The following is a 24,174-nucleotide window of genomic DNA, read 5'->3' as shown; positions in this document are numbered from 1 at the left end:
GATGGTACTGCAGGGGGGACCCTGTGGGAGAGTAGGACGCCGCCGAACAATTATTCCGAAAAGACCCCCTCCCGTCCGGGAGGGGGTCTTTTTGCGTTTCCGCGGCTTTGGAACTTCAAGGCCTCAGAGCTGGAGCTTGAATCCGACGTGCGACGGGACGAAGCCGAGCTTCTCGTAGAAGCGGTGGGCGTCGGTGCGGGTCGCGTCGGAGGTGAGCTGGACGAGGTCGGCGCCGAGTTCGCGGGAACGCTCGATCGCCCACTGGATCAGTTCGGTGCCGAGGCCGCTGCCCCGCTCGTCGGCGTGGATGCGGACGGCCTCGATGACGGTCCGGGTGGAGCCCTTCCGGGAGATGCCGGGGATCACGGTCAGCTGCAGGGTGCCGACGGTCCGGCCGGCGCGCTCGGCGGCGACCAGGTGCTGGTGCGGGTCGCCGTCGACGCGGGCGAAGGCGGCACGGTACGGGGTGAGGTCGTCGGGGCTCTCGCGGGTGGCACCCAGGGCGTCGTCGGCGAGCATGGCCACTAGCGCCGGCAGGTCCTCTGCGGTGGCCCGGCGGATCGTCAGGTCAGTCATGATCAGAGGATAGGCGCGCCCTGTTTCCCCGCACCTCCGCCGCCACTGCCCGTAGAGCCCCCTCAGGCCCCTTCTCGGGGGTGATTTGCCGTCACTCCCCGGGCTTGGCACTGGTGATGACGGCGAAGACGGCGCCGTGCGGGTCGTGGAACTGGGCGAGGCGGCCCACGCCGTGGACGTCCATGGCGGGGATCCGCACGGTGGCCCCGAGCTTGTCGGCGATGGCGAGGCTGGCGTCCACGTTGGGAACCTCGAAGTAGGGGAGCCAGTGCGAGGTGGTGCCGCGGGCGGTCTGTTCGGGGCCGAGCTGCATGATGCCGCCGTGGGCGTCGTCGCTGCCGGCGCCGGCGGGGGTGAGGACGGTGTAGGAGGTGCCTTCGAGCGGCACGTCCTGTTCCTGCCAGCTGAAGACGGTCCGGTAGAAGGTCTTGGCGCGTTCGGCGTCGACGCTGTAGCACTCGGCCCAGCAGAGGCTGCCCTCCTCGTTGACGACCTCCAGGCCGTGGGTGTCGTGCGGCTGCCAGACGGCGAACTCGGCGCCGGTCGGGTCGGTGTAGCCGGCCATCCGGCCCGCGGTGAAGACGTCGAAGGGGGTGAACCGGACGTGCCCGCCGGCCTGTTCGACGAGTTCGGTGGTGCGGTCGGCGTCGAGGGTGGCGAAGTACAGCGTCCAGGCGGGCAGGGAGCCCTCCTCGGCGAGCGGCCCGAGGGCGGCGACCGTCCGGCCGTCGAGCTGGAAGAAGCCGTACCCGCCGGCTTCGGGGCCGGCCGGGTCGAAGGTCCAGCCGAACAGGGCGGTGTAGAAGTCGACGGAAGCCCGGGTGTCGGGACTGCCCAGGTCGAGCCAGTCGGGGGAGCCGGGGCGGAAGGAGGTGTTGAGCATGGGCACTGCTCCTCGGACGGGGCCCGTACGGGCGCGATCGTGCCCCCCTGCCCGTCCCAGCCTGGCACCTCGGCGGGGGCGCTGCACGGCGGGGCGCTGCTCGGCAGGGGCCCGGAGGCGGTCCCGCCGCGGGGGTGGTCCGGCGCGGGTGCGGGCTTGTCGTGGCCGGGCGGTACGGTGCGTAACGAAAGGTCCACCCGTACCGGTCGAAGGGGGTTCCGGTGGCCAGGCAGGCGCAGTCGGGGCAGGAGGCGCCGCGCCAGCTCGCGCAGGTCGAGGGCGTGCTGGAGCGGATCACGTACGCCAACGAGGACACCGGTTACACGGTGGCCCGGGTGGACACCGGCAGGGGTGGGAACGACCTGCTGACGGTGGTGGGCGCGCTGCTGGGAGCCCAGGTGGGGGAGTCGCTGCGGCTGCACGGGCGGTGGGGCTCGCATCCGCAGTACGGGCGGCAGTTCACGGTGGAGAACTACACGACGGTGCTGCCGGCGACGGTGCAGGGCATCCAGCGGTACCTGGGTTCGGGGCTGATCAAGGGGATCGGGCCGCGGTTCGCCGAGCGGATCGTGGAGCGCTTCGGGGTGGACACCCTGGAGGTGATCGAGAACGAGCCGGGCCGGCTGATCGAGGTGCCGGGGCTGGGGCCGAAGCGGACGAAGAAGATCGCGGCGGCCTGGGAGGAGCAGAAGGCCATCAAGGAGGTGATGGTCTTCCTCCAGGGGGTCGGGGTGTCGACCTCGCTCGCGGTGCGGATCTACAAGCAGTACGGCGACGCCTCGATCGGAGTGGTGAGGAACGAGCCGTACCGGCTGGCGTCGGACGTGTGGGGGATCGGCTTCCTGACGGCGGACCGGATCGCCCAGGCGGTGGGGATCCCGCACGACAGCCCGGAGCGGGTGAAGGCGGGGTTGCAGTACGCGCTGTCGCAGAGCAGCGACCAGGGGCACTGCTACCTGCCGGAGGAGCGGCTGATCGCGGACGGCGTGAAGCTGCTGCAGGTGGACGTGGGCCTGGTGATCGACTGCCTGGCGGAGCTGGTCGCGGCGGAGGGGGTGGTGCGGGAGTCGGTGCCGGGGGAGGCGGGCGAGGCGATCACCGCGGTGTACCTGGTGCCGTTCCACCGGGCGGAGATCTCGCTGGCCAACCAGCTGCTGCGGTTGCTGCGTTCGGATTCCGACCGGATGCCGTGGTTCGGCGGGGTGGACTGGCCGGTGGCGCTGGAGTGGCTGGCGAAGCGCACCGGGGCCGATCTCGCGCCGGAGCAGGAGCAAGCGGTGCGGCTGGCGCTGACCGAGCGGGTCGCGGTGCTGACGGGTGGTCCGGGCTGCGGCAAGTCGTTCACGGTGAAGTCGATCGTGACGCTGGCGCTGGCCAAGCGGGCGAAGGTGGTGCTGGCGGCGCCGACCGGGCGGGCGGCGAAGCGGCTGGCGGAGCTGACCGGGGCGGAGGCCTCGACGGTGCACCGGCTGCTGGAGCTGAAACCGGGCGGGGACGCCGCGTACGACCGGGACCGGCCGCTGGACGCCGATCTGGTGGTGGTGGACGAGGCCTCGATGCTGGATCTGATCCTGGCGAACAAGCTGGTCAAGGCGGTGCCGCCGGGGGCGCACCTGTTGTTCGTGGGGGACGTGGACCAGCTGCCGTCGGTGGGCGCCGGCGAGGTGTTGCGGGACCTGCTGGCGGAGGGCGGCCCGATCCCGTCGGTGCGGCTGACCAGGATCTTCCGGCAGGCCCAGCAGTCGGGGGTGGTGACGAACGCGCACCGGATCAACGAGGGGAGGCCGCCGCTGACGGACGGTCTGCCGGACTTCTTCCTGTTCGCGGAGGACGACGCGGAGCTGGCGGCCGGCCTGACGGTGGACGTGGTGGCGCGGCGGATCCCGCAGCGGTTCGGCTTCGACCCGCGGCGGGACGTCCAGGTGCTGGCGCCGATGCACCGGGGTCCGGCCGGGGCGGGGAACCTGAACACGCTGCTCCAGGGGGCGGTGACGCCGGCCCGGGAGGGGCTGGCGGAGCGGCGGTTCGGCGGGCGCACGTTCCGGGTGGGGGACAAGGTCACGCAGGTGCGCAACAACTACGACAAGGGGCGCAACGGGGTCTTCAACGGCACAGTGGGAGTGGTGACCGCCCTCAGCGTGGACGACCAGCGGTTGACGGTGCTCACCGACGAGGACGAGGAGGTGCCGTACGACTTCGACGAACTGGACGAGCTGGCCCACGCGTACGCGGTCACGATCCACCGCTCGCAGGGCAGCGAGTACCCGGTCGTGGTGATTCCGGTCACCATGTCCGCTTGGATGATGCTCCAGCGAAACCTGCTCTACACCGCTGTGACCAGGGCCAGGAAACTGGTGGTACTGGTGGGGTCACGGAAGGCGATCGCCCAGGCCGTGCGAACCGTCAGTGCAGGTCGACGGCATGCGGCGCTCGATCATCGACTGGCAACTGGATGATTATCCAACAGGATGGTTGCCTCTAATGTTCTCTTGACGTGAAGAGATTTACGGCAGAGCCTAGGGTGGTGCCGATCTTGTCCGGTTCGTACCGGCTGCGGCAGCAGGTTTTGTAGGGGCGGGCCCTTTCGGGCCACCCCGGGTGCGCGGCTGTCCTCCAGATGGGGGATGGTAGAGACAGTCAGGGCACCTTGGAAGAGGATTCATTTCGTCGGTGAGGAAGACGTGAGCGACAACTCGGTAGTACTGCGGTACCAGGACGGCGAGTACGAGTACCCCGTCGTCGAGAGCACTGCGGGCAACGCCGGCTTCGACATCTCGAAGCTGCTCCCGCAGACCGGCCTGGTCACCCTGGACAACGGCTTCGGTAACACCGCCGCGTACAAGTCCGCGATCACCTTCGTGGACGGTGACAACGGCATCCTGCGGTACCGCGGCTACCCGATCGAGCAGCTCGCAGGGCAGGGCGGCTTCATCGAGACCGCGTACCTCCTGATCAACGGTGAGCTGCCCAACGCGGTCCAGCTGGCCGAGTTCAACCGCGAGATCACCCAGCACACCCTGCTGCACGAGGACGTCAAGCGCTTCTTCCAGGGCTTCCCGCGGGACGCCCACCCGATGGCCATGCTGTCCTCGGTGGTCGGCGCGCTCTCCACGTTCTACCCGGAGAGCCACAACCCGTTCGACGCCGGCCAGCGCCACCTGTCGACCGTCCGCCTGCTCGCCAAGCTGCCGACGATCGCCGCCTACGCGTACAAGAAGGCGATGGGCCAGCCCTTCGTCTACCCGCGCAACGACCTGAGCTACGTCGAGAACCTCCTGCGGATGACCTTCGCCGTCCCCGCCGAGGACTACGAGCTCAACCCGGTGATCGTCAACGCCCTGGACAAGCTGCTCATCCTGCACGCGGACCACGAGCAGAACTGCTCGACCTCCACCGTGCGCCTGGTCGGCTCCAGCCACGCCAACCTGTTCGCCTCGATCTCGGCGGGCATCTCGGCGCTCTGGGGCCCGCTGCACGGCGGCGCCAACCAGGCCGTGCTGGAGATGCTGGAGAGCATCCAGAAGGACGGCGGCGACGTCGACGCGTTCATCACGAAGGTGAAGAACAAGGAAGCCGGCGTCAAGCTGATGGGCTTCGGCCACCGCGTCTACAAGGCCTTCGACCCGCGCGCCGCGCAGGTCAAGCTGCTCGCGCACGAGGTCCTCGGCCAGCTCGGCAAGAACGACGAGCTGCTGAACATCGCGCTCAAGCTGGAGGAGCACGCCCTCAAGGACGACTTCTTCATCTCGCGCAAGCTCTACCCGAACGTGGACTTCTACACCGGCCTGATCTACCGCGCCATGGGCTTCCCGACCAGCATGTTCACCGTGCTGTTCGCCCTCGGCCGGCTGCCGGGCTGGATCGCCCACTGGCACGAGATGATCAACGACCCGACCAGCCGGATCGGCCGTCCGCGCCAGATCTACACCGGCGTCGAGATCCGCGACTACGTCGCCCTCGGCGACCGCTGACGCTGCACCCGGAAGGGCCCGGCCGCCAGATGGCGGCCGGGCCCTTCCGCGTCCCCGTGCGGTGGGCCCGGGTGGGCGCCCGCGCGGGGACGGAACCGTACGGCGCACGACTCCGGGGCCGGGCCGAAGCCGGGGACGGCCGCTCAAAGCGTCCCTGACCCGCCGCAACCCCGGCGTCGTGCGCGAAGGCCGTCAAGGTCGACGACCGTCCCGGGGCCCGCCGGAGCCCCGTCGGCGGCAGTCGGTGGAAGCGCGGGGACGCATTGCCGTTCGTCGCGTCTCCGCCCATCGGAAAACTGCCGCACTACCAACCTAAGACGTATCAGGGTGCGAGAAGTTACGCCCGGGGGGTGTGAGCTGCCTCTCGCCACGCTCCGTGTGCACGTCGTGCCGAGCCCATATCACACGTTCCCGCGCGCGCGACGTCACCCTCCCCGCAGTCACGGCAACCGAGCGTGATAGGAATCGTGGCATTCCGGTACGGACCGTCCCGCACCCTCGCAGCGTGGCGGCGGAGCTGGGGAGGGAGTGCGCAGATGGCCAGGAACGTCGTTGTCACCGGCGGTGGCACGGGAATCGGGTACGAAGTCGCGCGGCGGTTCGCCGAGGCGGGCGAACGGGTCGTGATCGTGGGCCGCCGCCGCGCGGTCCTGGAGAAGGCCGCGGCGGACCTCGGGCCGAACGTCACCCCGCTGGTGTGCGATCTCGCCGACCCCGATGCCGTCGAGGCCGCGCTCGCCGAACTGCCCGAGCGGATCGACGTCCTGGTCAACAACGCCGGCAGCCGGGAGACCGTGATCGGCGCCGGGCCGCACGCCCTGCTGGCCCGCTGGCGCGGTGACTTCGAGCGCAACGTGCTGACCGTGGTGCTGCTCACCGAGTCGATCCGGGACCGGCTCACCCCCGGCGCCGGCCGGGTGGTCACCATCAGCTCGATCGCCGCCCTGCGCGGGGCCGGCTCGTTCGGCGCGGCGAAGGCCTCGCTGCACGCCTGGAACCACTTCCTGGCCGCCCAGTTGGGCACCTCCGGGATCACCGCCAACATCGTCGCGCCCGGGACGGTGGCCGGCACCGAGTTCTTCGGCCCCCGGCTGGACGAGGCCGAGGTCTCCCGCCGGGCGGCCCGCACCCTGCTGGGCCGGATCGGGGAGACCGGTGAGGTCGCGGCCGCGGTCTACTTCCTGGCCTCGCCCGAGGCCGGGTTCATCACCGGCGAGATCCTGCACTGCAACGGCGGCGAGCTGCTCGGGCGCTGACGCGTCGGCGCGTTGGCGCCGGGAAGGGTCCGGACCGGGCGGTCCGGGCCCTTCCGCGTCGCGTGGGCGGGTCAGGCGGGCTGGAAGCGGCGCAGGCGCAGGCTGTTGGTGACCACGAAGACCGAGGAGAAGGCCATCGCGGCCCCCGCGATCATCGGGTTGAGCAGCCCGGCGGCGGCCAGCGGGATCGCTGCCACGTTGTAGCCGAAGGCCCAGCACAGGTTGCCCTTGATGGTGCCGAGCGTGCGGCGGGAGAGCCGGATGGCGTCGGCCGCCGAGCGCAGGTCGCCGCGGACCAGGGTGAGGTCGCCGGCCTCGATCGCGGCGTCGGTGCCGGTGCCCATCGCCAGGCCCAGGTCGGCCTGGGCGAGGGCGGCCGCGTCGTTGACGCCGTCGCCGACCATCGCCACGACCCTGCCCTCGGCCTGGAGCCGCTTGACGGTGGCGACCTTGTCCTCGGGCAGCACCTCGGCGACCACGTCCGCCGGGGCGATGCCGACCTCGGCCGCGACGGCCTCGGCGACCGCCCGGTTGTCGCCGGTCAGCAGCACCGGACGCAGGCCCAGCGCGCGCAGCCGGGCGATCGCCTCGGCGCTGGTCGGCCTGACCGCGTCCGCGACCTCCAGGACGGCCCGGGCCTCGCCGTCCCAGCCCACCGCGATCGCGGTCCGCCCGGCCGCCTCGGCCGCGGCCTTGGCGCGGGCCAGGACGGGCGGCAGGTGCTGGGCCCGGTCGGCGAGCAGGGCCTCGCGCCCGGCCACCACCGCCCGGCCCTCGACGACGCCCTGCACGCCCCTTCCGGGGAGGTTGCGGAAGTCCTCGACCGGCGGCAGCGCGCCGGTCCGCTCCGCGGCGGCGGTGGCGATCGCGGCGGCGATCGGATGCTCGGAGGCGTGCTCCAGGGCGCCGGCCAGGCGCAGCGCCTCGGTCTCGCCGACGCCCTCGGCGGTGTGCACGGCGAGCAGGGTCATCCGGCCGGTGGTGACGGTGCCGGTCTTGTCCAGGACGACGGTGTCGACCTTGCGGGTGGACTCCAGTACTTCGGGGCCCTTGATCAGGATGCCCAGCTGGGCGCCGCGGCCGGTGCCGACCATGAGCGCGGTCGGGGTGGCCAGGCCCAGGGCGCACGGGCAGGCGATGATCAGCACGGCCACGGCGGCGGTGAACGCCTCGGTGGGGCTGTCGGCGGCCAGGAGCCAGCCGACCAGGGTGGCGAGCGCGAGCAGGATGACGACCGGGACGAAGACGGCGGAGATCCGGTCGGCGAGGCGCTGGGCGGCGGCCTTGCCGTTCTGGGCCTCTTCGACCAGTCGGGCCATCCGGGACAGCTGGGTGTCCGCGCCGATCCGGGTGGCCTCGACGACCAGCCGGCCGCCGGCGTTGACGGTGGCGCCGGTGACCTGGTCGCCGACGCCGACCTCGACCGGTACGGACTCGCCGGTGAGCATCGAGGCGTCCACCGCCGATCCGCCCTCGACCACCGTGCCGTCGGTGGCGATCTTCTCGCCCGGCCGGACCACGAACCGGTCGCCCACGGCCAGGCCGCCGACCGGGATCCGGACCTCGGCCCCGCCGCGCAGCACGGTGACGTCCTTGGCGCCGAGGTCGAGCAGGGCGTGCAGGGCGGCCCCGGCCCGGCGCTTGGAGCGGGCCTCCAGGTGGCGGCCGAGCAGGATCAGCACGGTGACGGCGGCGGCCGTCTCCAGGTAGAGGGTGGACGAGGCGTCGGTGTCGCCGATCGCCAGTGAGAAGTCGTGGTGCATGCCGGGCAGGCCCGCGTGGCCCCAGAACAGTGCCCAGAAGGACCAGCCGAAGGCGGCCAGGGTGCCGAGCGAGACCAGGGTGTCCATGGTCGCGGCGCCGTGCTTGAGGTTGGTCCAGGCGGCGCGGTGGAACGGCAGGCCGCCGTAGACCACGACCGGGCCGGTGAGGGCGAAGGCGAGCCACTGCCAGTTGGCGAACTGGAGGGCCGGGATCATCGACAGCATGACCACCGGGACGCTGAGGACGGCGCTGATCAGCAGTCGGTCGTACAGCGGGTCGGCGGTGTCGGTACCGGCACCGCTACTGACGTCGGCGTCGGCGCCGGTCGGGAGGGCGGGGGCCGGGGGCGGCGGGAGCTCGGCGGTGTAGCCGGTGCGCTCGACGGTGGCGATCAGGTCCTCGACCGTCACCCCGGGGCCGTAGTCGACCCGGGCCTTCTCGGTGGCGAGGTTGACGGTGGCTTCGACGCCGTCCATCCGGTTGAGCTTCTTCTCGATCCGGGTCGCGCAGGAGGCGCAGGTCATGCCGCCGATCGACAGCTCGACCCGGTCCCGGACCCCGGGGGTGCCCTGGACGCCGGGGGCGGTGGTGACCAGTTCGCTTCGCTCGCTCATGCGGATCGGCTCCTCGGCAGCTCCTCGGTGGGGGTGTACGGCGGGGTCCGCTGCCCGGGCCCCGCCGTACCGGGTGTGCAGGGAGGCCTAGGCGCTGCGGCCGACCAGTTCGTAGCCGGCCTCGTCGACGGCGCTGCGGACCTGGTCGTCGTCCAGCGGGGCGAGGGAGGAGACCGTCACGGTGCCGGCCTTGGAGTCGGCGGCGACCTCGGTGACGCCGGTGAGGGCGGAGAGCTCCTCGCTGATCGCCTTCTCGCAGTGGCCGCAGCTCATGCCGGTCACGGTGTAGGTGGTGGTGCTGGACATCCGGGCCTCCGGGAGGTGTGGCGCCCCGGGCGTCGGCCCGGGCTCTACTCTGACAACACCATACCCCTCAGGGGTATTTCCGGGAGGGGCGGGTGAAGTGGCGCGCGTCACGGACGCGTGCGCCGGTCGAGCGTATGCGCCGGACCGCCTCAGGCCGGGGAGGCCGGGAGCTGAGCCGGGATCGGCGCGCGCTCGCGCCGGATCAGCAGCCGCAGCCAGAGCAGCCCGCCCAAGGAGACCACGAGCAGTCCGGCCGTGTCGTAGAGGGTGTACAGGTGCACCTGCTCGCTGGTGGGATCGGGCATGTGGCCGAGCTCGAACAGCGCGCGCTGCCAGGAGCTCGCGGTGGTCTTGGCGACCAGCCAGACGGCGATGCCGCTCGTGCTGTCCCAGAGCGCGTGCAGCACCGATACGCCCAGGTAGGTGACGACGACCGGGGTGGTGAAGCGGAACCGCCCGCCGCGGCGCTCGCTGAACAGCACCCCGCCGATGATCGCCGTCCACAGGATGTGGCCGACCGGCGCGAGCACCCCGCGCAGGATCTCCGTCTCGACCAGGTCCTCGAGCGAGAGTCCCTGGATGCTCAGCACGGCGTTGAACGCGTACCCGGCGCTCTCGAACGCGGCGAACCCCGCGCCGACGGTGGCGCCGAGCACCAGCCCGTGCCGCAGCCCGCTGACCCGCAGCCGGCGGCTCACCATGACCAGGGCGGCCAGCTTGGCCGCCTCCTCGATCAGGCCGACGGTGACGTACATCCAGGCCGAGGGCGAGACCAGGTAGCTCTCCAGCACCGAGGCGCCCAGGACGCCGATGATGCCGCCGATGCCGAAGCAGGCGAAGAGCCGGTCCGGGCCGAGGTCGCCGGCGTAGCGCTCGTAGGCCCAGATCACCAGGGTGGCCGGGACCAGGAAGCTGCCGAGCAGCACGATCGTCGGGACGAGGTTGCTGTTCCCGGTGAGGAACGTGACGACGACGGTGGCGCCCCAGAGCAGCAGGCCGACGGCGAAGACCTTCAGCCAGTGGTCGGACGTGGCCGTCGTGCGGGCCGGGGCGTCGGAGATGCGGGGGGTGTTGCGGTAGCCGGACACCGGACGGGGCCTCCTCGGGGTAGCCGCTTTGGTCGAACTGTATGACAAATGGGGCATTTGGGGGCGATCGGGGCGCTCGTGCGGCGGGTCGGCGGACGCGGTGGACGGAAACGCGGTAGGCGGGCGGGTGGGCGCCGCGAACGTCCCTTATGTTCGGTATGTGTTCCCGACCCGCCGTGCCCAGTCCCCCTCGGCCCCCAGCGCCGCCGGGCTGCCGCCGGACCGGCGGCGCGGCGCCCTGCTGGCCGCCGACCTCCAGGACGTGCCGTTCTGGCGGCGCGCCAGCCCGGCGCTGCTCGCCGTGCTCCTGGTCGCACTCGCTGACCTCCTCTCCGGCAAGGACCGCTACCTGGCACCGCTGATGACCGTCGTCCCGGCCGCCGCCGCGCTCACCCTCAGACCGGGCGAACTGCTCGCCGTCTGCGCGCTCGGTCTGCTCGCGGTCTTCGGGCTCAGCCACTACGACCAGGTCGACAACATCAACGACGCACGCTTCCTTTACGGTGCGATGGTCAGCTACGCCGTGCTGACGGTCTTCTCCGCCTGGGTCGCCAAGATCCGGATGCGGCGCGCGGCGGCCTTCGCGGCCGTCAGCTCCGTCGCCGAGGCCGCCCAGCGGGCCCTGCTGCGGCTGCCCGGGCCGGCCGTCGGGCCGCTGCGGCTGGCCGTCCGGTACGTGTCGGCGGCCGACGCCTCACGGATCGGCGGGGACCTGTACTCGGTGCTGGAGACACCGCACGGCACCCGGGTCGCGGTCGGGGACGTCCGGGGCAAGGGGCTCTCCGCCGTGCAGACCGCGGCCGTGGTGCTGGGCGCGTTCCGGGAGGCCGCGTACGACGAGGCCGGGCTGCGGGGCGTCGCGGCGCGGATCGAGGCCAGCGTCGAGCGGCACGTCCCGGACGGGGAGTTCACCACCGCGCTGTTCGCGGAGTTCCGCACGCCCGGGGTGATGGAACTGCTGCAGTACGGGCACGTTCCGCCGATCCGGGTCGACGGCGACGGGCGGGCGCACGTGCTGGACGCCCCCGACCCCTGGGTGCCGCTCGGTCTCGGACGGCTGGCGACCGGCGAACCGGCCAGCTGGGACCAGCCGTTCGGGGCGGAGGACGTCCTGGTGCTCTGCACGGACGGGGTGGTCGAGGCGCGGCACCGCAAGAGCGGGGAGTTCTACCCGCTGGCGGAGCGGGTCGGGCCGCTGGTGCGGGGCGCCACACGGTCGGAAGGGGATCTGGAGGCGGCGGTGGGGCGGGTGTACGCGGACCTGCTCGCGCACACGGGCGGGGAACTGCGGGACGACGCCCTGCTGCTGCTGATCACCAGGACGGACGGCTGACGGCCAGGCGGCTGAGGGCCGGACGGCTGAGGGCCAGAGACCCTCTCTCCTCGCGCGGGCGCCCGCGCGAGGAGAGAGGGTCTCTCAGGATGCGGTGACGTCGGCGAGGGCGCGGAAGAGCAGGGCGGTGGAGGTGGCGCCCGGGTCCTGGTGGCCGATGCTGCGCTCGCCGAGGTAGGAGGCGCGGCCCTTGCGGGCCTGGAGGGGGACGGTGTCGCGGGCGCCCTGGTCGGCGGCGTCGGCGGCCGCCGACGCCGCCTCGGGGAGGGCGGCCCCGGCGCCGGCCGCGGCACGGAAGGCGGCGACTGCCGGGGTGTAGGCGTCGACGATGGTCTTGTCCCCGGGCACGGCCTTGCCGAGGGCGCGGACGGCGTCCAGGCCGGCCGCCAGTGCCTCGGCGACGGCGGCCGGGCCGACGGGGTCGGCGGAGCCGGGCGGGGCGGGATCGGGCAGGGCGGCGCCGATGGCGCGGAAGGCCTTGCCGTAGAGCGGGCCGGAGGCGCCGCCGACCTTGGAGATCAGCGTGCTGCCCACCTTGGTGAGCACGGCGCCCGGGCCGGCCGGCTGGAGGCCGTCGAGGGCTGCCAGGGCGGCGGAGAAGCCGCGCCGGAGGTTGCTGCCGTGGTCGCCGTCGCCGATCGCCGAGTCCAGCTCGGTGAGCCGGTCCTGCTCCTTCTCGACGGCCGCGGCGATCGCGCGGACCCAGGCCTCGGCGAGGGGGGTGTCGAATTCCATGACGTCTCCTGGCTCAGGCCCGCTTGAGGGCGGGGGTGTCGACGGGCGCGTCCCACAGCTCCAGCAGCTGCGGGTCGACCTTGGTGAGGGTGAGCGAGAAGCCCGCCATATCCAGGCTGGTGACGTAGTTGCCGACCAGGCTGCGGGCCACCGTGATGCCGCGCTCGGCGAGCCGGGCGGCGACCTCGCCGTAGGCGATGTACAGCTCCAGCAGGGGGGTCGCGCCGAGGCCGTTGAGCAGGGCGATCACCTCGTCACCCGGGGCCAGGTGGTGGTCGGCGAGGACGGTGTCGACCACCTCGGCGGCCAGCGCGCGGGCCGGGCGCAGCTTCTCGCGGCGGCGGCCGGGCTCGCCGTGGATGCCGACGCCGACCTCGATCTCGTCCTCGGGCAGGTCGAAGCCGGGCTTGCCGGCGGCCGGGGTGGTGGCCGCGGTGAGTGCGATGGCGAAGGAGCGGGAGGCGGCGTTGACCCGCTCGCCCAGGGCGGCCACCTCGTCGAGCGGGGCGCCGCGTTCGGCCAGCGCTCCGGTGGCCTTCTCGACCAGGACGGTCGCCCCGGTGCCGCGGCGGCCGGCCGTCCAGGTGGAGTCCTCGACCGCGACGTCGTCATCGATCAGGACGGTGCGGACCGCGAGGCCCTCCTCGGCGGCGAGTTCGGCGGCGAGCTCGAAGTTCATCACGTCGCCGGTGTAGTTCTTCACGATGAAGACGACGCCGGCGCCGCTCTCCACGGCCTTGGCGGCGGCCAGCATCTGGTCCGGTACCGGGGAGGTGAAGACCTCGCCGGGACAGGCGGCGTCCAGCATGCCGGGGCCGACGAAGCCGCCGTGCAGCGGCTCGTGGCCGGAGCCGCCGCCGGAGATCACCGCGACCTTGGGCCCGGCCGGGCGGGTGGCCCGGGTGATCACCCGGTTGGGGATGTCCACCGTCAGCTCGGGGTGGGCGGCGGCCACTCCGGCCAACGCGTCCTCCAGGACACTCTCCGGGGTGTTGATCAGCTTCTTCAACGCTCTTCGCTCCCTTGTGCGGGTCGTCGGCCGTGGACGCTGCTGCCCCGACGCTACGCCAGACGGGGGCGGCGGGCACGGGGTGCGACACGCGGGATTCGAGTCACTCTCCCGGAGTAGCGGCGTCGGCCGCGGGGTCGGTCGTAGGGTCGGTCGCATGAGCGAACACGTGGGAATCGTCCTGGTCTCGCACAGCGCCCGACTGGCCGCCGGGCTGCGCGAGCTGCTCGCCGAACTCGCCTCGGGCGGCGTGCGGGTGGTGTGCGCGGCGGGGACGGAGGACGGCGGGCTCGGCACCAGCTACGACCTGATCGCGCGGGCCGTCGCCGAGGCGGACGGCGGGGCGGGCGTGGTCGTGCTGCCGGATCTCGGCAGCTCGGTGCTCACCGCCGTCACGGTGCTGGAGGACGAGCCGCGTCCGGGCGTGCGGCTGGTGGACGCGCCGTTCGTGGAGGGCGCGGTGGCGGCCGCCGTCACCGCCTCGACCGGGGCGGCGCTGGCGGAGGTGGTCGCGGCGGCCGAGGAGGCCCGCTCGTTCCGGAAGCTGTGAGGCCGCAGCTGTGAGGCCGTTGTGGTGAAGCCGTTGTGGTGAGGCGGTCGTGGCGAGGCCGTCATGGTGTGGCCGCGGTCGTGAAGGCCACAGCGGTGATGCCGCGGCCGTGACGCCGGGGCGGCTACTTGGCGTCGGCGTAGCAGTCCACCACCGCCGTGGTGAGCGGGAAGCGGACCGGGGTGTCGCCGAACACCAGGCGGCGGGCCTCGTCGGCCGCCTCGGCGACCGCGGCGGCCACCTCGTCGGCGAGGTTGGCCGGGGTGTGCACGATCACCTCGTCGTGCTGGAAGAACACCAGGTGCGGGCGCTCCGCCGGGCCGGCCACCGGAAGCTCGCCCAGCCGGCGGCGCAGGGCGGCGAGCAGGGCGAGCGCCCAGTCGGCGGCGCTGGCCTGGATGACGAAGTTGCGGGTGAAGCGGCCGCGGGCGCGGGCCTGCCGGCCGCCGGCCTCGCCGGCCGTGTCGGGGGACTCGGTGAGGTCGAGGAACTCGGCGGAGGCGGGCGGGCAGACCCGGCCCAGCCGGGAGGCGACCACCCCGCCGTCCTCGCCGGTGCGGGCGGCGGCCTCGACGTAGCCCATCGCGGCGGGGTAGCGGTGGCGCAGGGTGTTCAGCAGCGGGCCGATGTCGCCGCTGGTCTGCCCGTACATGGCGCCGAGCAGGCCGAGCTTGGCCTTGTCGCGGTCGCCCTGGAAGGCGTTGGCGGCCAGCGCCTCGTACAGGTCGCCGCCGGCGGCGGTGCGGGCCAGCCCGGCGTCCTGGGAGAGGGCGGCGAGCACCCGGGGCTCCAGTTGGGCGGCGTCGGCGACGACCAGCAGCCAGCCCGGGTCGGCGACGACGGCGCGGCGCAGGATGCGCGGGATCTGCAGCGCGCCGCCGCCGCGGCTGGCCCAGCGCCCGGAGACCACGCCGCCGACCACGTACTCGGGCCGGAACCGGCCGCCGCGGGCCCAGGCGTCCTGCCAGGCCCAGCCGTGCGCGGCGTGGATGCGGGACAGCTCCTTGTAGCGGATCAGCAGCGCGGCGGCCGGGTGGGTGACGCCCTTGAGCTCCCAGGAGCGGGTGGAGCCGAGCTGGATGCCGTTCTCGGCGAAGGCGCGCAGCACCTGGGTGTGCGAGTCGGGGTTGAAGGGGCGCCCGCCGAGGGCCTGTTGGAGTTCGGCGGCGAGGTCGGCGAGCAGTCTCGGCTGGGCGCCGGGGACGGTCGGGCGGGGGCCGAGGAGTTCGGTGAGCAGCTGGTCGTGGACGTCGGCGCGCCAGGGCAGCCCGTCGTGCGCCATCTCGGCGGCGACCAGCGCGCCGGCGGACTCGGCGGCGACCAGCAGCCGGAACCGGTGCCGGGCGGCCGGGTCGGCGATCGCGGCGATCCGGCGCTGCTGCTCGGCGTGGACGGCGACGACGGCGGTCAGCGGGTCCGCGCCGGGCGGCAGTTGCAGCCGGTCGGGCGCGAACAGGGTGTCCTGCCCGTCGTCGGCCTCGGCGGAGCCGGGCTCGGGCAGGTCGTCCGGGACGGGCAGGCCGCGCAGCCGGGACCAGGCGGCGCCGAGCGAGCGCGGCGCGCCGAACCGGCCCTCGTGCGCCAGCAGCAGGGCCTCGACCAGGCGCAGGTCGTGGCAGCGGGCGAGCCGGTCGGGCAGCCGGGGCAGCAGCGGCGCGTAGGCGCTGTCGGTGGCGGCCCACACCCAGCGGGGCCCCGGCGCACCGCTTCCGGCGGCCTCCCGGGCGGCGACGGCGGCGGCGAGGTCGGGGACCTTCTCGGGCGGGCCGAGCGGGGTGCCGGCGTCGTCGAGCGGCTGGAGCCGGCCGCCGGGGCCGTGCGGGTCGGGGGCGAGGGCCGTCCTGGGTGCCACGGGGGCGTCTCCTCTCCGGCGCGCTGTTCTGGCGTGCGGGTACGGGCACGGGTGTGCGGTCGTTCGGGTGTCCGGGCTCGACGTTAACGGGTGGGTACGACAACGGGGGCGGGGGCGCATAGGCAGGGTGGGTGACACCGCGTAGGGTCGGCGAAATGACCGAGAACCCGTTCTTCAAGCCCAGCCCCCTGGTCTACGAACTGCCGCCCTTCGCCGAGATCCGGCCGGAGCACTTCCTGCCCGCGTACGAGCGCGGGATGGCGGAGCAGCTGGCCGAGATCGCGGCGATCACCGCGGATCCGCGGCCGCCGACGCCGGACAACACCCTGGTCGCCCTGGAGCGTTCCGGGGAGCTGCTGCGCCGGGTGGACGCGGTGTTCCGCAACCAGTCGGCCTCGGACACCAGCGAGCTGGTCGACGAGGTGGAGACCGAGGTGAGCCCGCTGCTGGCCGCGCACCACGACGCGATCCACCTGGACCGCGCCCTGTTCGCGCGGATCGAGGAGCTGTACGGGCGCCGCGCCGAGCTGGGTCTGGACCCGGAGTCGCTGCGGCTGCTGGAGACCCGGCACACCCGTTTCGTCCGCTCCGGCGCCCGGCTGGGCGAGGCCGAGCAGGCCCGGCTGCGCGAGCTGAACGCCGAACTCGCCGCGCTCGGCACGACGTTCCAGCAGAACGTCAACGCCGCCACCAAGGCCGCCGCGCTGGTCGTGGACGCGGCCGAGGAACTGGACGGGCTGTCCGCGGACGAGGTCGCCGCCGCTGCGGAGAACGCCCGGGTGCTCGGGTACGAGGGCCGGTTCGCGCTGTCCCTGAAGAGCACCTCCGGCCAGCCCGAACTGGCCCGGCTGACCGACCGGTCGGTGCGCGAGCGGCTGCTGGCGGCCTCGCTCGACCGGGGCCTGGCGGCCAACGGCCCGCTGGCGATCAGGATGGCCGGGCTGCGCGCCGAGCGGGCCGCGCTGCTGGGGCACCCGAGCCACGCCGCGTACGTGGTGGAGGACGAGACCGCGGGCACGGTGGAGGCGGTGTCCGGGCTGCTGGCCCGGCTGGTGGGTCCGGCGGTGGCCAATGCCCGCCGGGAGGCCGCCGAGCTGGCCAAGCTGGCGGCGGCGGACGGGATCGAGGAGATCGCCGCGCACGACTGGGCGTACTACTCGGAGAAGGTCCGGCAGAGCTCCTACCAGGTGGACGCGGCGGTGCTGCGCCCGTACTTCGAGCTGGAGCGGGTGCTCCGGGACGGCGTGTTCTTCGCGGCGGGGCTGGCGTACGGGCTGACCTTCACCGAGCGGCCGGACCTGACGGCCCACCACCCGGACGCGCGGGTCTTCGAGGTGTTCGAGGAGGACGGCGGTTCGCTGGGCCTGTTCATCGGCGACTTCCACGCCCGGGCGTCCAAGCGCGGCGGTGCCTGGATGGACGAGCTGGTGAGCCAGTCGGGGCTGACCGGTCGGCGGCCGGTGGTGCTCAACAACCTGAACATCGCCCGCCCGGCGCCGGGCGAGCCGGTGCTGCTGGCCTGGGACGAGGTGCGCACGCTCTTCCACGAGTTCGGGCACGCGCTGCACGGGTTGTTCTCGGACGTGCGGTACCCGCTGTTCGCGGGCACCTCGGTGCCCCGGGACTTCGTCGAGTTCCCCTCGCAGGTCAACGAGATGTGGATGGTCCGGCCGGAGGTGCTGGCCAACTACGCGCGCCACCACGTGACCGGGGAGCCGCTGCCGGCCGATCTGGTCGAGCGGATGGTGGCGGCCGAGGGCTTCGGGGAGGGCTTCCGGACGGTGGAGTACCTCGCGGCGACGCTGCTGGACTGGGCCTGGCACACCGTGCCGCAGGGCCGGGAGATCGCGGACGCCGAGGAGTTCGAGGCACGGGCGCTGGCGGAGGCCGGGATCGCGGTGCCGGCGATCCCGCCGCGCTACCGGACGGCGTACTTCCAGCACGTCTTCGCCAGCGGCTACAGCGCCGGGTACTACGCGTACATCTGGTCGGAGGTGCTGGACGCCGACACCGTGCAGTGGTTCGAGGGCAACGGGCGCGCGGTGCGGGAGAGCGGCGAGCTGTTCCGGCGCGAGCTGCTGGCGCGCGGCTACGGCCGGGACCCGCTGGAGTCCTTCCGCGCGGTGGTCGGCCGGGCGCCGGAGACCGGTCCGCTGCTGGCGCGGCGGGGCCTGCTCTAGGCGCCTCCCGGGCGGCCCCGGTGGCGGTCAGCGCGGTGTGACCGTGACCGTCACCGGGGTGCCCGGGCGGGCGTGCGGGAGGCGGATCCGGACGGTGCCGGCCCGCCCGCCGGCCGGCTGCTCGACGTCGACGCGGGCGGCGGCGGGGGTGACGGTGACCTCGGCGCCGTGCGGGAACGCCGCCGGGGGCAGGACGAGTTCGCTGCCGTGCCGGGTGCCGTCGGCGCTCCAGCGGACGGTGGCGGCGTCGGTGCGCACGTCCGTCCCGGCGACGGCCGCCGGGTACGGGCCGAAGGCGGGCTCGTCGCCGGGGGCGGGGCGCCCGGCCGGGTCGAGCGCGCAGTAGCCGCCGGTGCCGCGGCACCAGTACCACATGGTCCAGCCCTCGGCGAAGCCGTCCATCGCGGCGACCTGCCGGCGGACCAGCAGGGTGTTGCCCGGCCTGCGGGAGTCGGGCGGGCCCCATTCGCCGACCAGGACGGGCAGGCGGTGGGCGGCGGGGTAGGCGGTGACGGCGGCGGTGTAGCGCTCGACGAAGCCGTCGGCCGGGTCCCAGTCGGCGCCGTTCTCGACCGCGGTGTCGTAGAAGTGCGGTGCGTAGCCGAGCCGGGGCGGGCCGGGGCGCGGGTCGTCGAAGCCGGGCAGCCGGGTGGGCACGCCCTGGCCGACCAGGACGGTGGGTTCGACGAACAGCCAGGCGCGATGGTCGACCCGGCGCACGGCGGCGATCAGGCGGCGGTACATGTCGGCGAGCCGGCCCTGTTCGAGGGCGGCGGAGGCGGCGGCGAGCACGGCCGGGTCGCTCGGGTCGCCGTCCACCGGGCCGAACGGCTCGTTGAACAGGTCGTAGCCCAGCAGCGAGCGGTGGCCGCGCAGTTCGAGGGCGAGCCGGGTGTAGAAGTCGGCCTGCCAGGCGCGCAGGTCGGGGTCGTCGTAGAGGTGGCGGAAGGCGGCCTGGACGGCGGGCTGGAAGTAGCCGGCGAACCAGTCGTTCGGGTCGGGGGTGAACGGCAGGCCGTCGTCCCGGGTGGCCCAGGGCGGGATGCCGCGGTCGCCGCCGCCGAACGCCGGCCCGTAGACGTCCTGGTGCAGGTCGATCAGGGCGAGCAGGCCGTACCGGTCGGCCCAGCCGAGGAGTTGGCGCAGCCGGTGCAGTTCGGCCGGGTCGAGGCGGCCGCGGACGGGCTCCAGCCTGTTCCAGGAGACCGCCACCCGGATCAGGGTGAAGCCCTGTGCGGCCAGGGACTTGAGGTCGGCCTCGGTGGTCTCGGCGTACTTGTCGAGGTTGAAGCCGCGCAGTTGGAGGCGGCGGCCCTGGGCGTCGGTGAAGGCGGTGCGGCCGTCGGGGCCGGTGGCCGTCGCGGTGGGGAACCGCGCGGGCGGGCCGGTGTGCGCGGCGGCGGGGGTGGCGGGGGCCGCGGTGAGGGCCGTGGTGGCGGCGAGCAGCAGGGCGGCGGCGGTGCGGCGCAGGCGCATCGGGACCTCGTACGGCGCGGGGGTGGGGGCCCGATGATGCCCGCGGTGCCGCGTGTCGCACAAGGGCCTTGCGCGGAAGGGGAGTTCAGTCGGCGTCCGGGGTCGGGGCCGGGGTGGCGGGGGTGGGCAGGTCCGCGGCGGCGGCCAGGCGGCCCCAGAGCAGGTCGGCGAGCGCCTGCACCATGCGGGTGCGCGAGCAGGGTCTGGTCTCCAGCCACCAGTCGCCGGCCGCCAGCACCATGCCGGTGATGCCCCGGCCCCAGGCCTCGGCGAGCAGCTCGCGGTCCGCGCCGAGGTCGACCTGGCTCTGCACGGCCCGGGTGATCTCCGCGGCGATCTGGCGCAGCGCGGGGGCGAGCGCGGTGCCGGCGCCGCTCGGGTCGCCCGGTTCGGGGTGGGTGAGCAGCCGGTAGACCTGCGGGCGGGCCTCGATCCCGGCCAGGTAGGTGTCCAGGACGTGTTCGACCCGGTCGCGGCGCTCCAGCGGTGCGGCGAGGGCGGCCCGGACGGCGGCCAGCAGGCCGCCGGTGTGGCGCTCGGTGAGGGCTGTGATCAGGCCGTTCCGGTCGCCGAAGTGGCGGTAGAGGATCGGTTTGGTGATGCCGGCCTCGGCGGCGATGGCGTTCATGCTGGCGGTCGGGCCGTCCCGCTGGATGACCCGGTCGGCGGCGTTGAGCAGCTGCTCGCGGCGGGGCTCTCGGGACATGTGCTGCTCCTCGGGGTCGGGGTCTGACCGGGCGTTGACACCAGTTACCAATCAGTAGCAGACTCCGACGATGTTACCCGAGGTAACCCCCCTGGTCGGCCGTACCCCTTCTTCGGAGGCAAGCACCATGAGCAGCACGTTCTCGCTGGACCCGGGCGCGGACCAGCTCGCCGTACGCGACTGGCTGCACGGCTTCGCCGCCGACGTCGTCCGCCCCGCCGCGGCCGAGTGGGACGAGCGCGAGGAGACCCCCTGGCCGATCATCCAGGAGGCCGCCAAGCTGGGCATCTACTCGCTGGACTTCTACGCCCAGCAGTACTTCGACCCCTCCGGCGTCGGCATCCCGATCGCCATGGAGGAGCTGTTCTGGGGCGACGCGGGCATCGGGCTGTCCATCGTCGGCACCACGCTGGCCGCCGTCGCGGTGCTCGCCAACGGCACCGACGAGCAGATCGGCACCTGGACCCCGCAGATGTTCGGCACCCCGGACGACCTCAAGGTGGCCGCGTTCTGCTCCTCCGAGCCCGACGCCGGCTCCGACGTCTCCGCGCTGCGCACCCGGGCGGTGTACGACGGGGCCAAGGACGAGTGGGTGCTCAACGGCACCAAGACCTGGGCCACCAACGGCGGGATCGCCGCCGTCCACGTCGTCGTCGCCACCGTCGACCCGGAGCTGGGGGCGAAGGGCCAGGCCTCCTTCGTCGTCCCGCCGGGCACCCCCGGACTGAGCCAGGGCCAGAAGTTCAAGAAGCACGGCATCCGCGCCTCGCACACCGCCGAGGTGGTGCTGGACGACGTCCGGGTGCCCGGCAGTTGCCTGCTCGGCGGCAAGGAGAAGCTGGACGAGCGGCTGGCCCGGGCCCGCGAGGGGGTCAAGCGCCCGGGGGGCAGGGGCAACGCGGCGATGGCCACCTTCGAGGCCTCCCGGCCGGCCGTCGGCGCGCAGGCGATCGGCATCGCCCGGGCCGCGTACGAGGTGGCGCTGGACTACGCGAGGACCCGCGAGCAGTTCGGCCGCCCGATCATCGACAACCAGGGCGTGGCCTTCCAGCTCGCCGACATGAAGACCCGGATCGACGCCTCCCGCCTGCTGGTGTGGCGGGCCTCCTGGATGGCGGCCAACAACCAGCCGTTCACCGCGGCCGAGGGCTCGATGTCCAAGCTGTACGCGGGCGAGACGGCCAAGTGGGTCACCGCGCAGGCGATGCAGATCCTCGGCGGCAACGGCTTCACCCGGGAGTACCCGGTGGAGCGGATGCACCGGGACAGCGCGATCTACTCGATCTTCGAGGGGACCAGCGAGATCCAGCGGCTGGTGATCGCGCGGGCGATCTCGGGGATGCCGATCCGCTGAGCCCGCTGGGTCCGTCGAGCCTGCTGGGCCCGCTGGGCTACCGGGCTGTCGGGCCGGCGGCCCGTCGGGCTACCGGGCCGCCCAGAAGGCGAGTCCGGCGGTGAGCGCGCCCACCGCCGCGCCGACGATGGTCTGCGCGGTGGTGTGGTCCCGCAGCACCACCCGGGACCAGCCGACCGCCGCGACCAGCGGGGCGAGCAGCAGCCACAGCGGGCCGAGCGCGATCCCGAGGCAGACCACCGCGCCGGCGGCGACGGCGGTGTGCACGGAGACCTTCCACCAGACGGTGATCACCAGGATCGGGACCAGCGAGGCGAACATCGCCAGCACCATCGCGGTCAGGTCGGCCGGGGCGTCCAGCCAGAGCATCACGGCGAAGCTGGTCGCGACCGAGCCCATGATGAACGGGATGACGGTCAGCCGGCGCTGCCGATGGCCGACGTGGCGGTCCTCCAGGGTGCCCTTGCGGATGCCGCGCTGGATGAACATGGTCGGGATGACGGCCGCGAACAGGGCCGCGAAGGCCGCCCAGCCGAGGCCCGTCCAGCCGTAGCGGATGACGCCCATCAGCGGGAGCATCGCGATGATGACGTTCTTCGGCTCGACGCCGTCGGTGACCCGGCGGGCCCAGGTCGTCCGGCTGGTGGGGGCGGTCGTGGCCTCGGTCGTCATCGGGGTGTGTGCTCCGGGTGCGCAAAGGGGTCGGCGTGAAGGGGCGGTGCGAGGGATCGGCGTGACGGGGGCGTCAGGGCGGGGGCGTCGGGACGGCCCGGCACCGATCGGATGATCGTACGCGAGCCCGTCCTCGCGGCCGGTGCCCGGACCCGGGGCCCGGTCCCGGTCGGAGTCGACGTCCGGTCCCGGTCGAAGTCGACGTCCGGACCTGGCGCCCGGCCCCGGTCAGAACCGCGCCGGGCGGCCCTCCAGGAAAGCGGCCAGCCCCTCGGACACGTCCGAGGTCTCCCGGGAACGGCGCTCCCAGGGCGCCAGCGCCTGTGCCGCCCGCTCGGCCGGGACGGCCAGCGCGGCCTTCACCGCGCCGATGGTCTGGGCCGAGCGCCGGGTCAGCAGCCGGGCGAACTCCAGTGCCGCGGCGTCCAGTTCGGCACCCGGCAGGACGCGCTCCGCCAGGCCCAGCGGCAGCGCGTCGCGGCCCGTCACCAACTCGCCGGAGAACAGCAGGTACTTGGCGCGGGCCGGGCCGACCAGCCGGGCCAGCCGCACGGTCGGTACCGCCGGGTAGACCACGCCGAGCTTGGCCGGGGTGATCCCCAGCCGGGCGTCCTCGGCGACGAACCGCAGGTCGCACGCGACGGCCAGCTGGCAGCCGCCGCCCACGCAGGCGCCCTGCACCACGGCGACGGTCGGGTGCGGGAAGGCCGCCAGCGCCTCCTCGGCGGCGACGTTGACCGCGTGGTAGGCGTCCGCGCGCTCCGGATCGCCGTACACCTCGGCGAGTTCGGCGATGTCCGCGCCCGCGCTGAAGGTGCCGCCGGCGCCGGTGACCAGCAGGGCGCGCACCCCCGGCTGCTCGGCGAGGCGCAGCAGCACCTTCGGCAGCGCCTGCCAGATCTCCAGGGTCACCGCGTTGCGCCGGTGCGGTCGGGCGAACTCCAGGACGGCGACGCCGTCCTCGCCGACGTACGCGTGCAGGCCCTCGGCGTGGGCTGGCAGGGCGGAGCGGTCCCGCGTGAGCAGCGGCTGGTCCATGCGCACCTCCGGGCGGTCGTGGTGCGCCCACTCTCTCAGGAGGCGACGGCGCAGTAGTCTCCGAGGCCGCCCTCGACCAGGGCGAAGGCGCGCGCGGCCCGGTCGAGGGCGGCGGGCAGGGCGGCCGTGGCGCGTTCGCCGGCCAGCATCCGGCGCTGGTTCTCGGTGGTCAGGGCCAGTCGGGCGGCGAGCAGTTGGGCGGCGGCGATCTGTGCGGTGAGCTCGTCGTGGGCCGGGTCCTGGGCGAGGAGTTCGGTGGTCAGCAGGCCCTGCGCGTGCCGGCCGAAGCCGGCGGTGGCGCGCATCGCCAGGGCCGGTGTGCGGTGGATCAGCCGGACCACGTCGAGCACGAGCGGTTCGTCGCTCAACCCGGTGGCCGGGTCGTGCTGCTCCAGCGCGGCGAGGTACTGCTCGCGCAGCGCCGCCACCGCCGAGGTGCCGGGGGCGCGTTCGCGGACCACCCGGGCCGGCTCGTCGAGGTGCTGCTCCATGGGGGCCATGACCAGGTCTTCCTTGGTGGGGAAGTAGTTGAAGACGGTCATCTTGGACACCTCGGCGGCGGCCGCGATCTCGGCCACCGAGACCTGGTCGAAGTCCCGCTCGGCGAACAGCCCGATGGCGGTGCGCCAGATCCGGATGCCGGTCTGGATCTTCTTGCGCTCGCGCAGCGGAAGGGCGTCGAGGTCGCGGTCGTCGTCGGGGCTGAAGCCGGTGTGCGTCGCCATGGTTCGACTGTACCAGGATCAAAGATCGACCAGGATAAAGATTGAGCCGAGCTTAAGAATTGACCAGGTATAAAAAAACTGCCATG

The 24,174-nt window shown here is 73.5% G+C and carries 20 protein-coding genes; 7 read left to right on the top strand and 13 right to left on the bottom strand.

Annotation, left to right across the window (positions count from 1 at the left end; genetic code table 11):
• Positions 1 to 123: 123 nt before the first annotated feature.
• Both ACIOGZ_RS19790 and ACIOGZ_RS19785 read right to left on the bottom strand, forming a co-directional pair.
• Complete coding sequence (locus ACIOGZ_RS19790; RefSeq protein ID WP_363588566.1) at positions 124 to 576, bottom strand: GNAT family N-acetyltransferase; 453 nt, start codon at positions 574 to 576, stop codon at positions 124 to 126.
• Between the two features lie 91 nt (positions 577 to 667).
• Positions 668 to 1,459, bottom strand: coding sequence for a VOC family protein (locus ACIOGZ_RS19785; RefSeq protein ID WP_363588568.1), 792 nt, complete (start codon positions 1,457 to 1,459; stop codon positions 668 to 670).
• Positions 1,460 to 1,680: 221 nt separating this feature from the next.
• Between ACIOGZ_RS19785 and ACIOGZ_RS19780 the strand changes: the two genes are divergently transcribed.
• From ACIOGZ_RS19780 to ACIOGZ_RS19770, 3 genes are all read left to right on the top strand, one after another.
• Positions 1,681 to 3,915, top strand: a complete 2,235-nt coding sequence (locus tag ACIOGZ_RS19780) for an ATP-dependent RecD-like DNA helicase (protein WP_363588570.1) — start codon at positions 1,681 to 1,683, stop codon at positions 3,913 to 3,915.
• A gap of 225 nt (positions 3,916 to 4,140) precedes the next feature.
• The gene (locus ACIOGZ_RS19775; protein WP_363632513.1) at positions 4,141 to 5,430 is read left to right on the top strand and encodes a citrate synthase; all 1,290 of its coding nucleotides are present in this window, start codon (positions 4,141 to 4,143) and stop codon (positions 5,428 to 5,430) included.
• A 536-nt stretch (positions 5,431 to 5,966) separates the two neighbouring features.
• A complete protein-coding gene (locus tag ACIOGZ_RS19770; protein WP_063349393.1) occupies positions 5,967 to 6,686 on the top strand; it encodes an SDR family NAD(P)-dependent oxidoreductase in 720 nt (239 codons plus the stop codon).
• A 71-nt stretch (positions 6,687 to 6,757) separates the two neighbouring features.
• On the opposite strand, the gene ACIOGZ_RS19765 is transcribed toward ACIOGZ_RS19770, so the two are convergent.
• The 3 genes from ACIOGZ_RS19765 to ACIOGZ_RS19755 all read right to left on the bottom strand — a co-directional run bounded on the left by ACIOGZ_RS19765 (position 6,758) and on the right by ACIOGZ_RS19755 (position 10,458).
• A complete protein-coding gene (locus ACIOGZ_RS19765; protein ID WP_400986590.1) occupies positions 6,758 to 8,974 on the bottom strand; it encodes a heavy metal translocating P-type ATPase in 2,217 nt (738 codons plus the stop codon).
• A gap of 177 nt (positions 8,975 to 9,151) precedes the next feature.
• A complete protein-coding gene (locus ACIOGZ_RS19760; RefSeq protein WP_363588576.1) occupies positions 9,152 to 9,481 on the bottom strand; it encodes a heavy-metal-associated domain-containing protein in 330 nt (109 codons plus the stop codon).
• 38 nt (positions 9,482 to 9,519) lie between these two features.
• On the bottom strand, positions 9,520 to 10,458 hold the full coding sequence (locus ACIOGZ_RS19755; RefSeq protein ID WP_363588578.1) for a PrsW family glutamic-type intramembrane protease: 939 nt from the start codon (positions 10,456 to 10,458) through the stop codon (positions 9,520 to 9,522).
• A 160-nt stretch (positions 10,459 to 10,618) separates the two neighbouring features.
• On the opposite strand from ACIOGZ_RS19755, the gene ACIOGZ_RS19750 reads away from it, so the two are divergent.
• Positions 10,619 to 11,791: a PP2C family protein-serine/threonine phosphatase gene (locus tag ACIOGZ_RS19750; protein ID WP_363588580.1), complete on the top strand. Its 1,173-nt coding sequence runs from the start codon at positions 10,619 to 10,621 to the stop codon at positions 11,789 to 11,791.
• Between the two features lie 84 nt (positions 11,792 to 11,875).
• On the opposite strand, the gene dhaL is transcribed toward ACIOGZ_RS19750, so the two are convergent.
• The gene (gene dhaL, locus ACIOGZ_RS19745; RefSeq protein WP_363588582.1) at positions 11,876 to 12,526 is read right to left on the bottom strand and encodes a dihydroxyacetone kinase subunit DhaL; all 651 of its coding nucleotides are present in this window, start codon (positions 12,524 to 12,526) and stop codon (positions 11,876 to 11,878) included.
• Positions 12,527 to 12,539: 13 nt separating this feature from the next.
• Positions 12,540 to 13,535: a dihydroxyacetone kinase subunit DhaK gene (gene dhaK / locus ACIOGZ_RS19740; protein WP_363588584.1), complete on the bottom strand. Its 996-nt coding sequence runs from the start codon at positions 13,533 to 13,535 to the stop codon at positions 12,540 to 12,542.
• A 157-nt stretch (positions 13,536 to 13,692) separates the two neighbouring features.
• Between dhaK and dhaM the strand changes: the two genes are divergently transcribed.
• Positions 13,693 to 14,085: a dihydroxyacetone kinase phosphoryl donor subunit DhaM gene (dhaM, locus tag ACIOGZ_RS19735; protein ID WP_363588586.1), complete on the top strand. Its 393-nt coding sequence runs from the start codon at positions 13,693 to 13,695 to the stop codon at positions 14,083 to 14,085.
• Between the two features lie 124 nt (positions 14,086 to 14,209).
• On the opposite strand, the gene ACIOGZ_RS19730 is transcribed toward dhaM, so the two are convergent.
• Positions 14,210 to 15,937, bottom strand: a complete 1,728-nt coding sequence (locus ACIOGZ_RS19730) for a bifunctional 3'-5' exonuclease/DNA polymerase (RefSeq protein ID WP_363618829.1) — start codon at positions 15,935 to 15,937, stop codon at positions 14,210 to 14,212.
• Between the two features lie 155 nt (positions 15,938 to 16,092).
• Here ACIOGZ_RS19730 and ACIOGZ_RS19725 point away from each other — a divergent pair, with 155 nt between their 5' ends.
• Positions 16,093 to 18,117 (top strand): M3 family metallopeptidase, encoded by a 2,025-nt coding sequence (locus ACIOGZ_RS19725; RefSeq protein ID WP_363588590.1) that lies wholly within the window; start codon positions 16,093 to 16,095, stop codon positions 18,115 to 18,117.
• Positions 18,118 to 18,144: 27 nt separating this feature from the next.
• Here ACIOGZ_RS19725 and ACIOGZ_RS19720 read toward each other — a convergent pair whose 3' ends face one another.
• Both ACIOGZ_RS19720 and ACIOGZ_RS19715 read right to left on the bottom strand, forming a co-directional pair.
• Positions 18,145 to 19,593, bottom strand: a complete 1,449-nt coding sequence (locus ACIOGZ_RS19720; RefSeq protein WP_400986585.1) for a cellulase family glycosylhydrolase — start codon at positions 19,591 to 19,593, stop codon at positions 18,145 to 18,147.
• 85 nt (positions 19,594 to 19,678) lie between these two features.
• Entirely contained in the window at positions 19,679 to 20,299 is a 621-nt protein-coding gene (locus tag ACIOGZ_RS19715; RefSeq protein WP_400986582.1) for a TetR family transcriptional regulator, read from the bottom strand.
• A gap of 127 nt (positions 20,300 to 20,426) precedes the next feature.
• Between ACIOGZ_RS19715 and ACIOGZ_RS19710 the strand changes: the two genes are divergently transcribed.
• Positions 20,427 to 21,653 (top strand): acyl-CoA dehydrogenase family protein, encoded by a 1,227-nt coding sequence (locus ACIOGZ_RS19710; protein WP_363588595.1) that lies wholly within the window; start codon positions 20,427 to 20,429, stop codon positions 21,651 to 21,653.
• A 69-nt stretch (positions 21,654 to 21,722) separates the two neighbouring features.
• Here the strand turns inward: ACIOGZ_RS19710 and ACIOGZ_RS19705 are convergent, their stop codons facing one another.
• The 3 genes from ACIOGZ_RS19705 to ACIOGZ_RS19695 all read right to left on the bottom strand — a co-directional run bounded on the left by ACIOGZ_RS19705 (position 21,723) and on the right by ACIOGZ_RS19695 (position 24,088).
• Positions 21,723 to 22,325: a hypothetical protein gene (locus ACIOGZ_RS19705; RefSeq protein ID WP_400986581.1), complete on the bottom strand. Its 603-nt coding sequence runs from the start codon at positions 22,323 to 22,325 to the stop codon at positions 21,723 to 21,725.
• Between the two features lie 228 nt (positions 22,326 to 22,553).
• Positions 22,554 to 23,363, bottom strand: a complete 810-nt coding sequence (locus ACIOGZ_RS19700) for an enoyl-CoA hydratase/isomerase family protein (protein WP_400986580.1) — start codon at positions 23,361 to 23,363, stop codon at positions 22,554 to 22,556.
• A 35-nt stretch (positions 23,364 to 23,398) separates the two neighbouring features.
• Positions 23,399 to 24,088, bottom strand: a complete 690-nt coding sequence (locus ACIOGZ_RS19695) for a TetR/AcrR family transcriptional regulator (protein WP_400812203.1) — start codon at positions 24,086 to 24,088, stop codon at positions 23,399 to 23,401.
• Between the last annotated feature and the right edge of the window lie 86 nt (positions 24,089 to 24,174).

Origin of the sequence: Kitasatospora sp. NPDC088160, assembly GCF_044741445.1 — a bacterium.
Taxonomy (GTDB): Bacteria; Actinomycetota; Actinomycetes; order Streptomycetales; family Streptomycetaceae; genus Kitasatospora.
The sequence above is the reverse complement of the archived record's forward strand: the minus strand, read 5'-3'. Positions and strand labels throughout refer to the sequence as shown.

Excerpts from the sequence above, each read along its gene's own strand:
- ACIOGZ_RS19695 (WP_400812203.1), bottom strand. The coding sequence starts at position 24,088 with ATGGCGACGCACACCGGCTTCAGCCCCGACGACGACCGCGACCTCGAC.
- ACIOGZ_RS19725 (WP_363588590.1), top strand. The coding sequence starts at position 16,093 with ATGACCGAGAACCCGTTCTTCAAGCCCAGCCCCCTGGTCTACGAACTG.
- ACIOGZ_RS19790 (WP_363588566.1), bottom strand. The coding sequence starts at position 576 with ATGACTGACCTGACGATCCGCCGGGCCACCGCAGAGGACCTGCCGGCG.
- ACIOGZ_RS19765 (WP_400986590.1), bottom strand. The coding sequence starts at position 8,974 with ATGACCTGCGCCTCCTGCGCGACCCGGATCGAGAAGAAGCTCAACCGG.
- ACIOGZ_RS19720 (WP_400986585.1), bottom strand. The coding sequence starts at position 19,593 with ATGCGCCTGCGCCGCACCGCCGCCGCCCTGCTGCTCGCCGCCACCACG.
- dhaM (WP_363588586.1), top strand. The coding sequence starts at position 13,693 with ATGAGCGAACACGTGGGAATCGTCCTGGTCTCGCACAGCGCCCGACTG.
- ACIOGZ_RS19700 (WP_400986580.1), bottom strand. The coding sequence starts at position 23,363 with ATGGACCAGCCGCTGCTCACGCGGGACCGCTCCGCCCTGCCAGCCCAC.
- ACIOGZ_RS19785 (WP_363588568.1), bottom strand. The coding sequence starts at position 1,459 with ATGCTCAACACCTCCTTCCGCCCCGGCTCCCCCGACTGGCTCGACCTG.
- ACIOGZ_RS19710 (WP_363588595.1), top strand. The coding sequence starts at position 20,427 with ATGAGCAGCACGTTCTCGCTGGACCCGGGCGCGGACCAGCTCGCCGTA.
- ACIOGZ_RS19705 (WP_400986581.1), bottom strand. The coding sequence starts at position 22,325 with ATGACGACCGAGGCCACGACCGCCCCCACCAGCCGGACGACCTGGGCC.
- dhaL (WP_363588582.1), bottom strand. The coding sequence starts at position 12,526 with ATGGAATTCGACACCCCCCTCGCCGAGGCCTGGGTCCGCGCGATCGCC.
- ACIOGZ_RS19715 (WP_400986582.1), bottom strand. The coding sequence starts at position 20,299 with ATGTCCCGAGAGCCCCGCCGCGAGCAGCTGCTCAACGCCGCCGACCGG.
- ACIOGZ_RS19770 (WP_063349393.1), top strand. The coding sequence starts at position 5,967 with ATGGCCAGGAACGTCGTTGTCACCGGCGGTGGCACGGGAATCGGGTAC.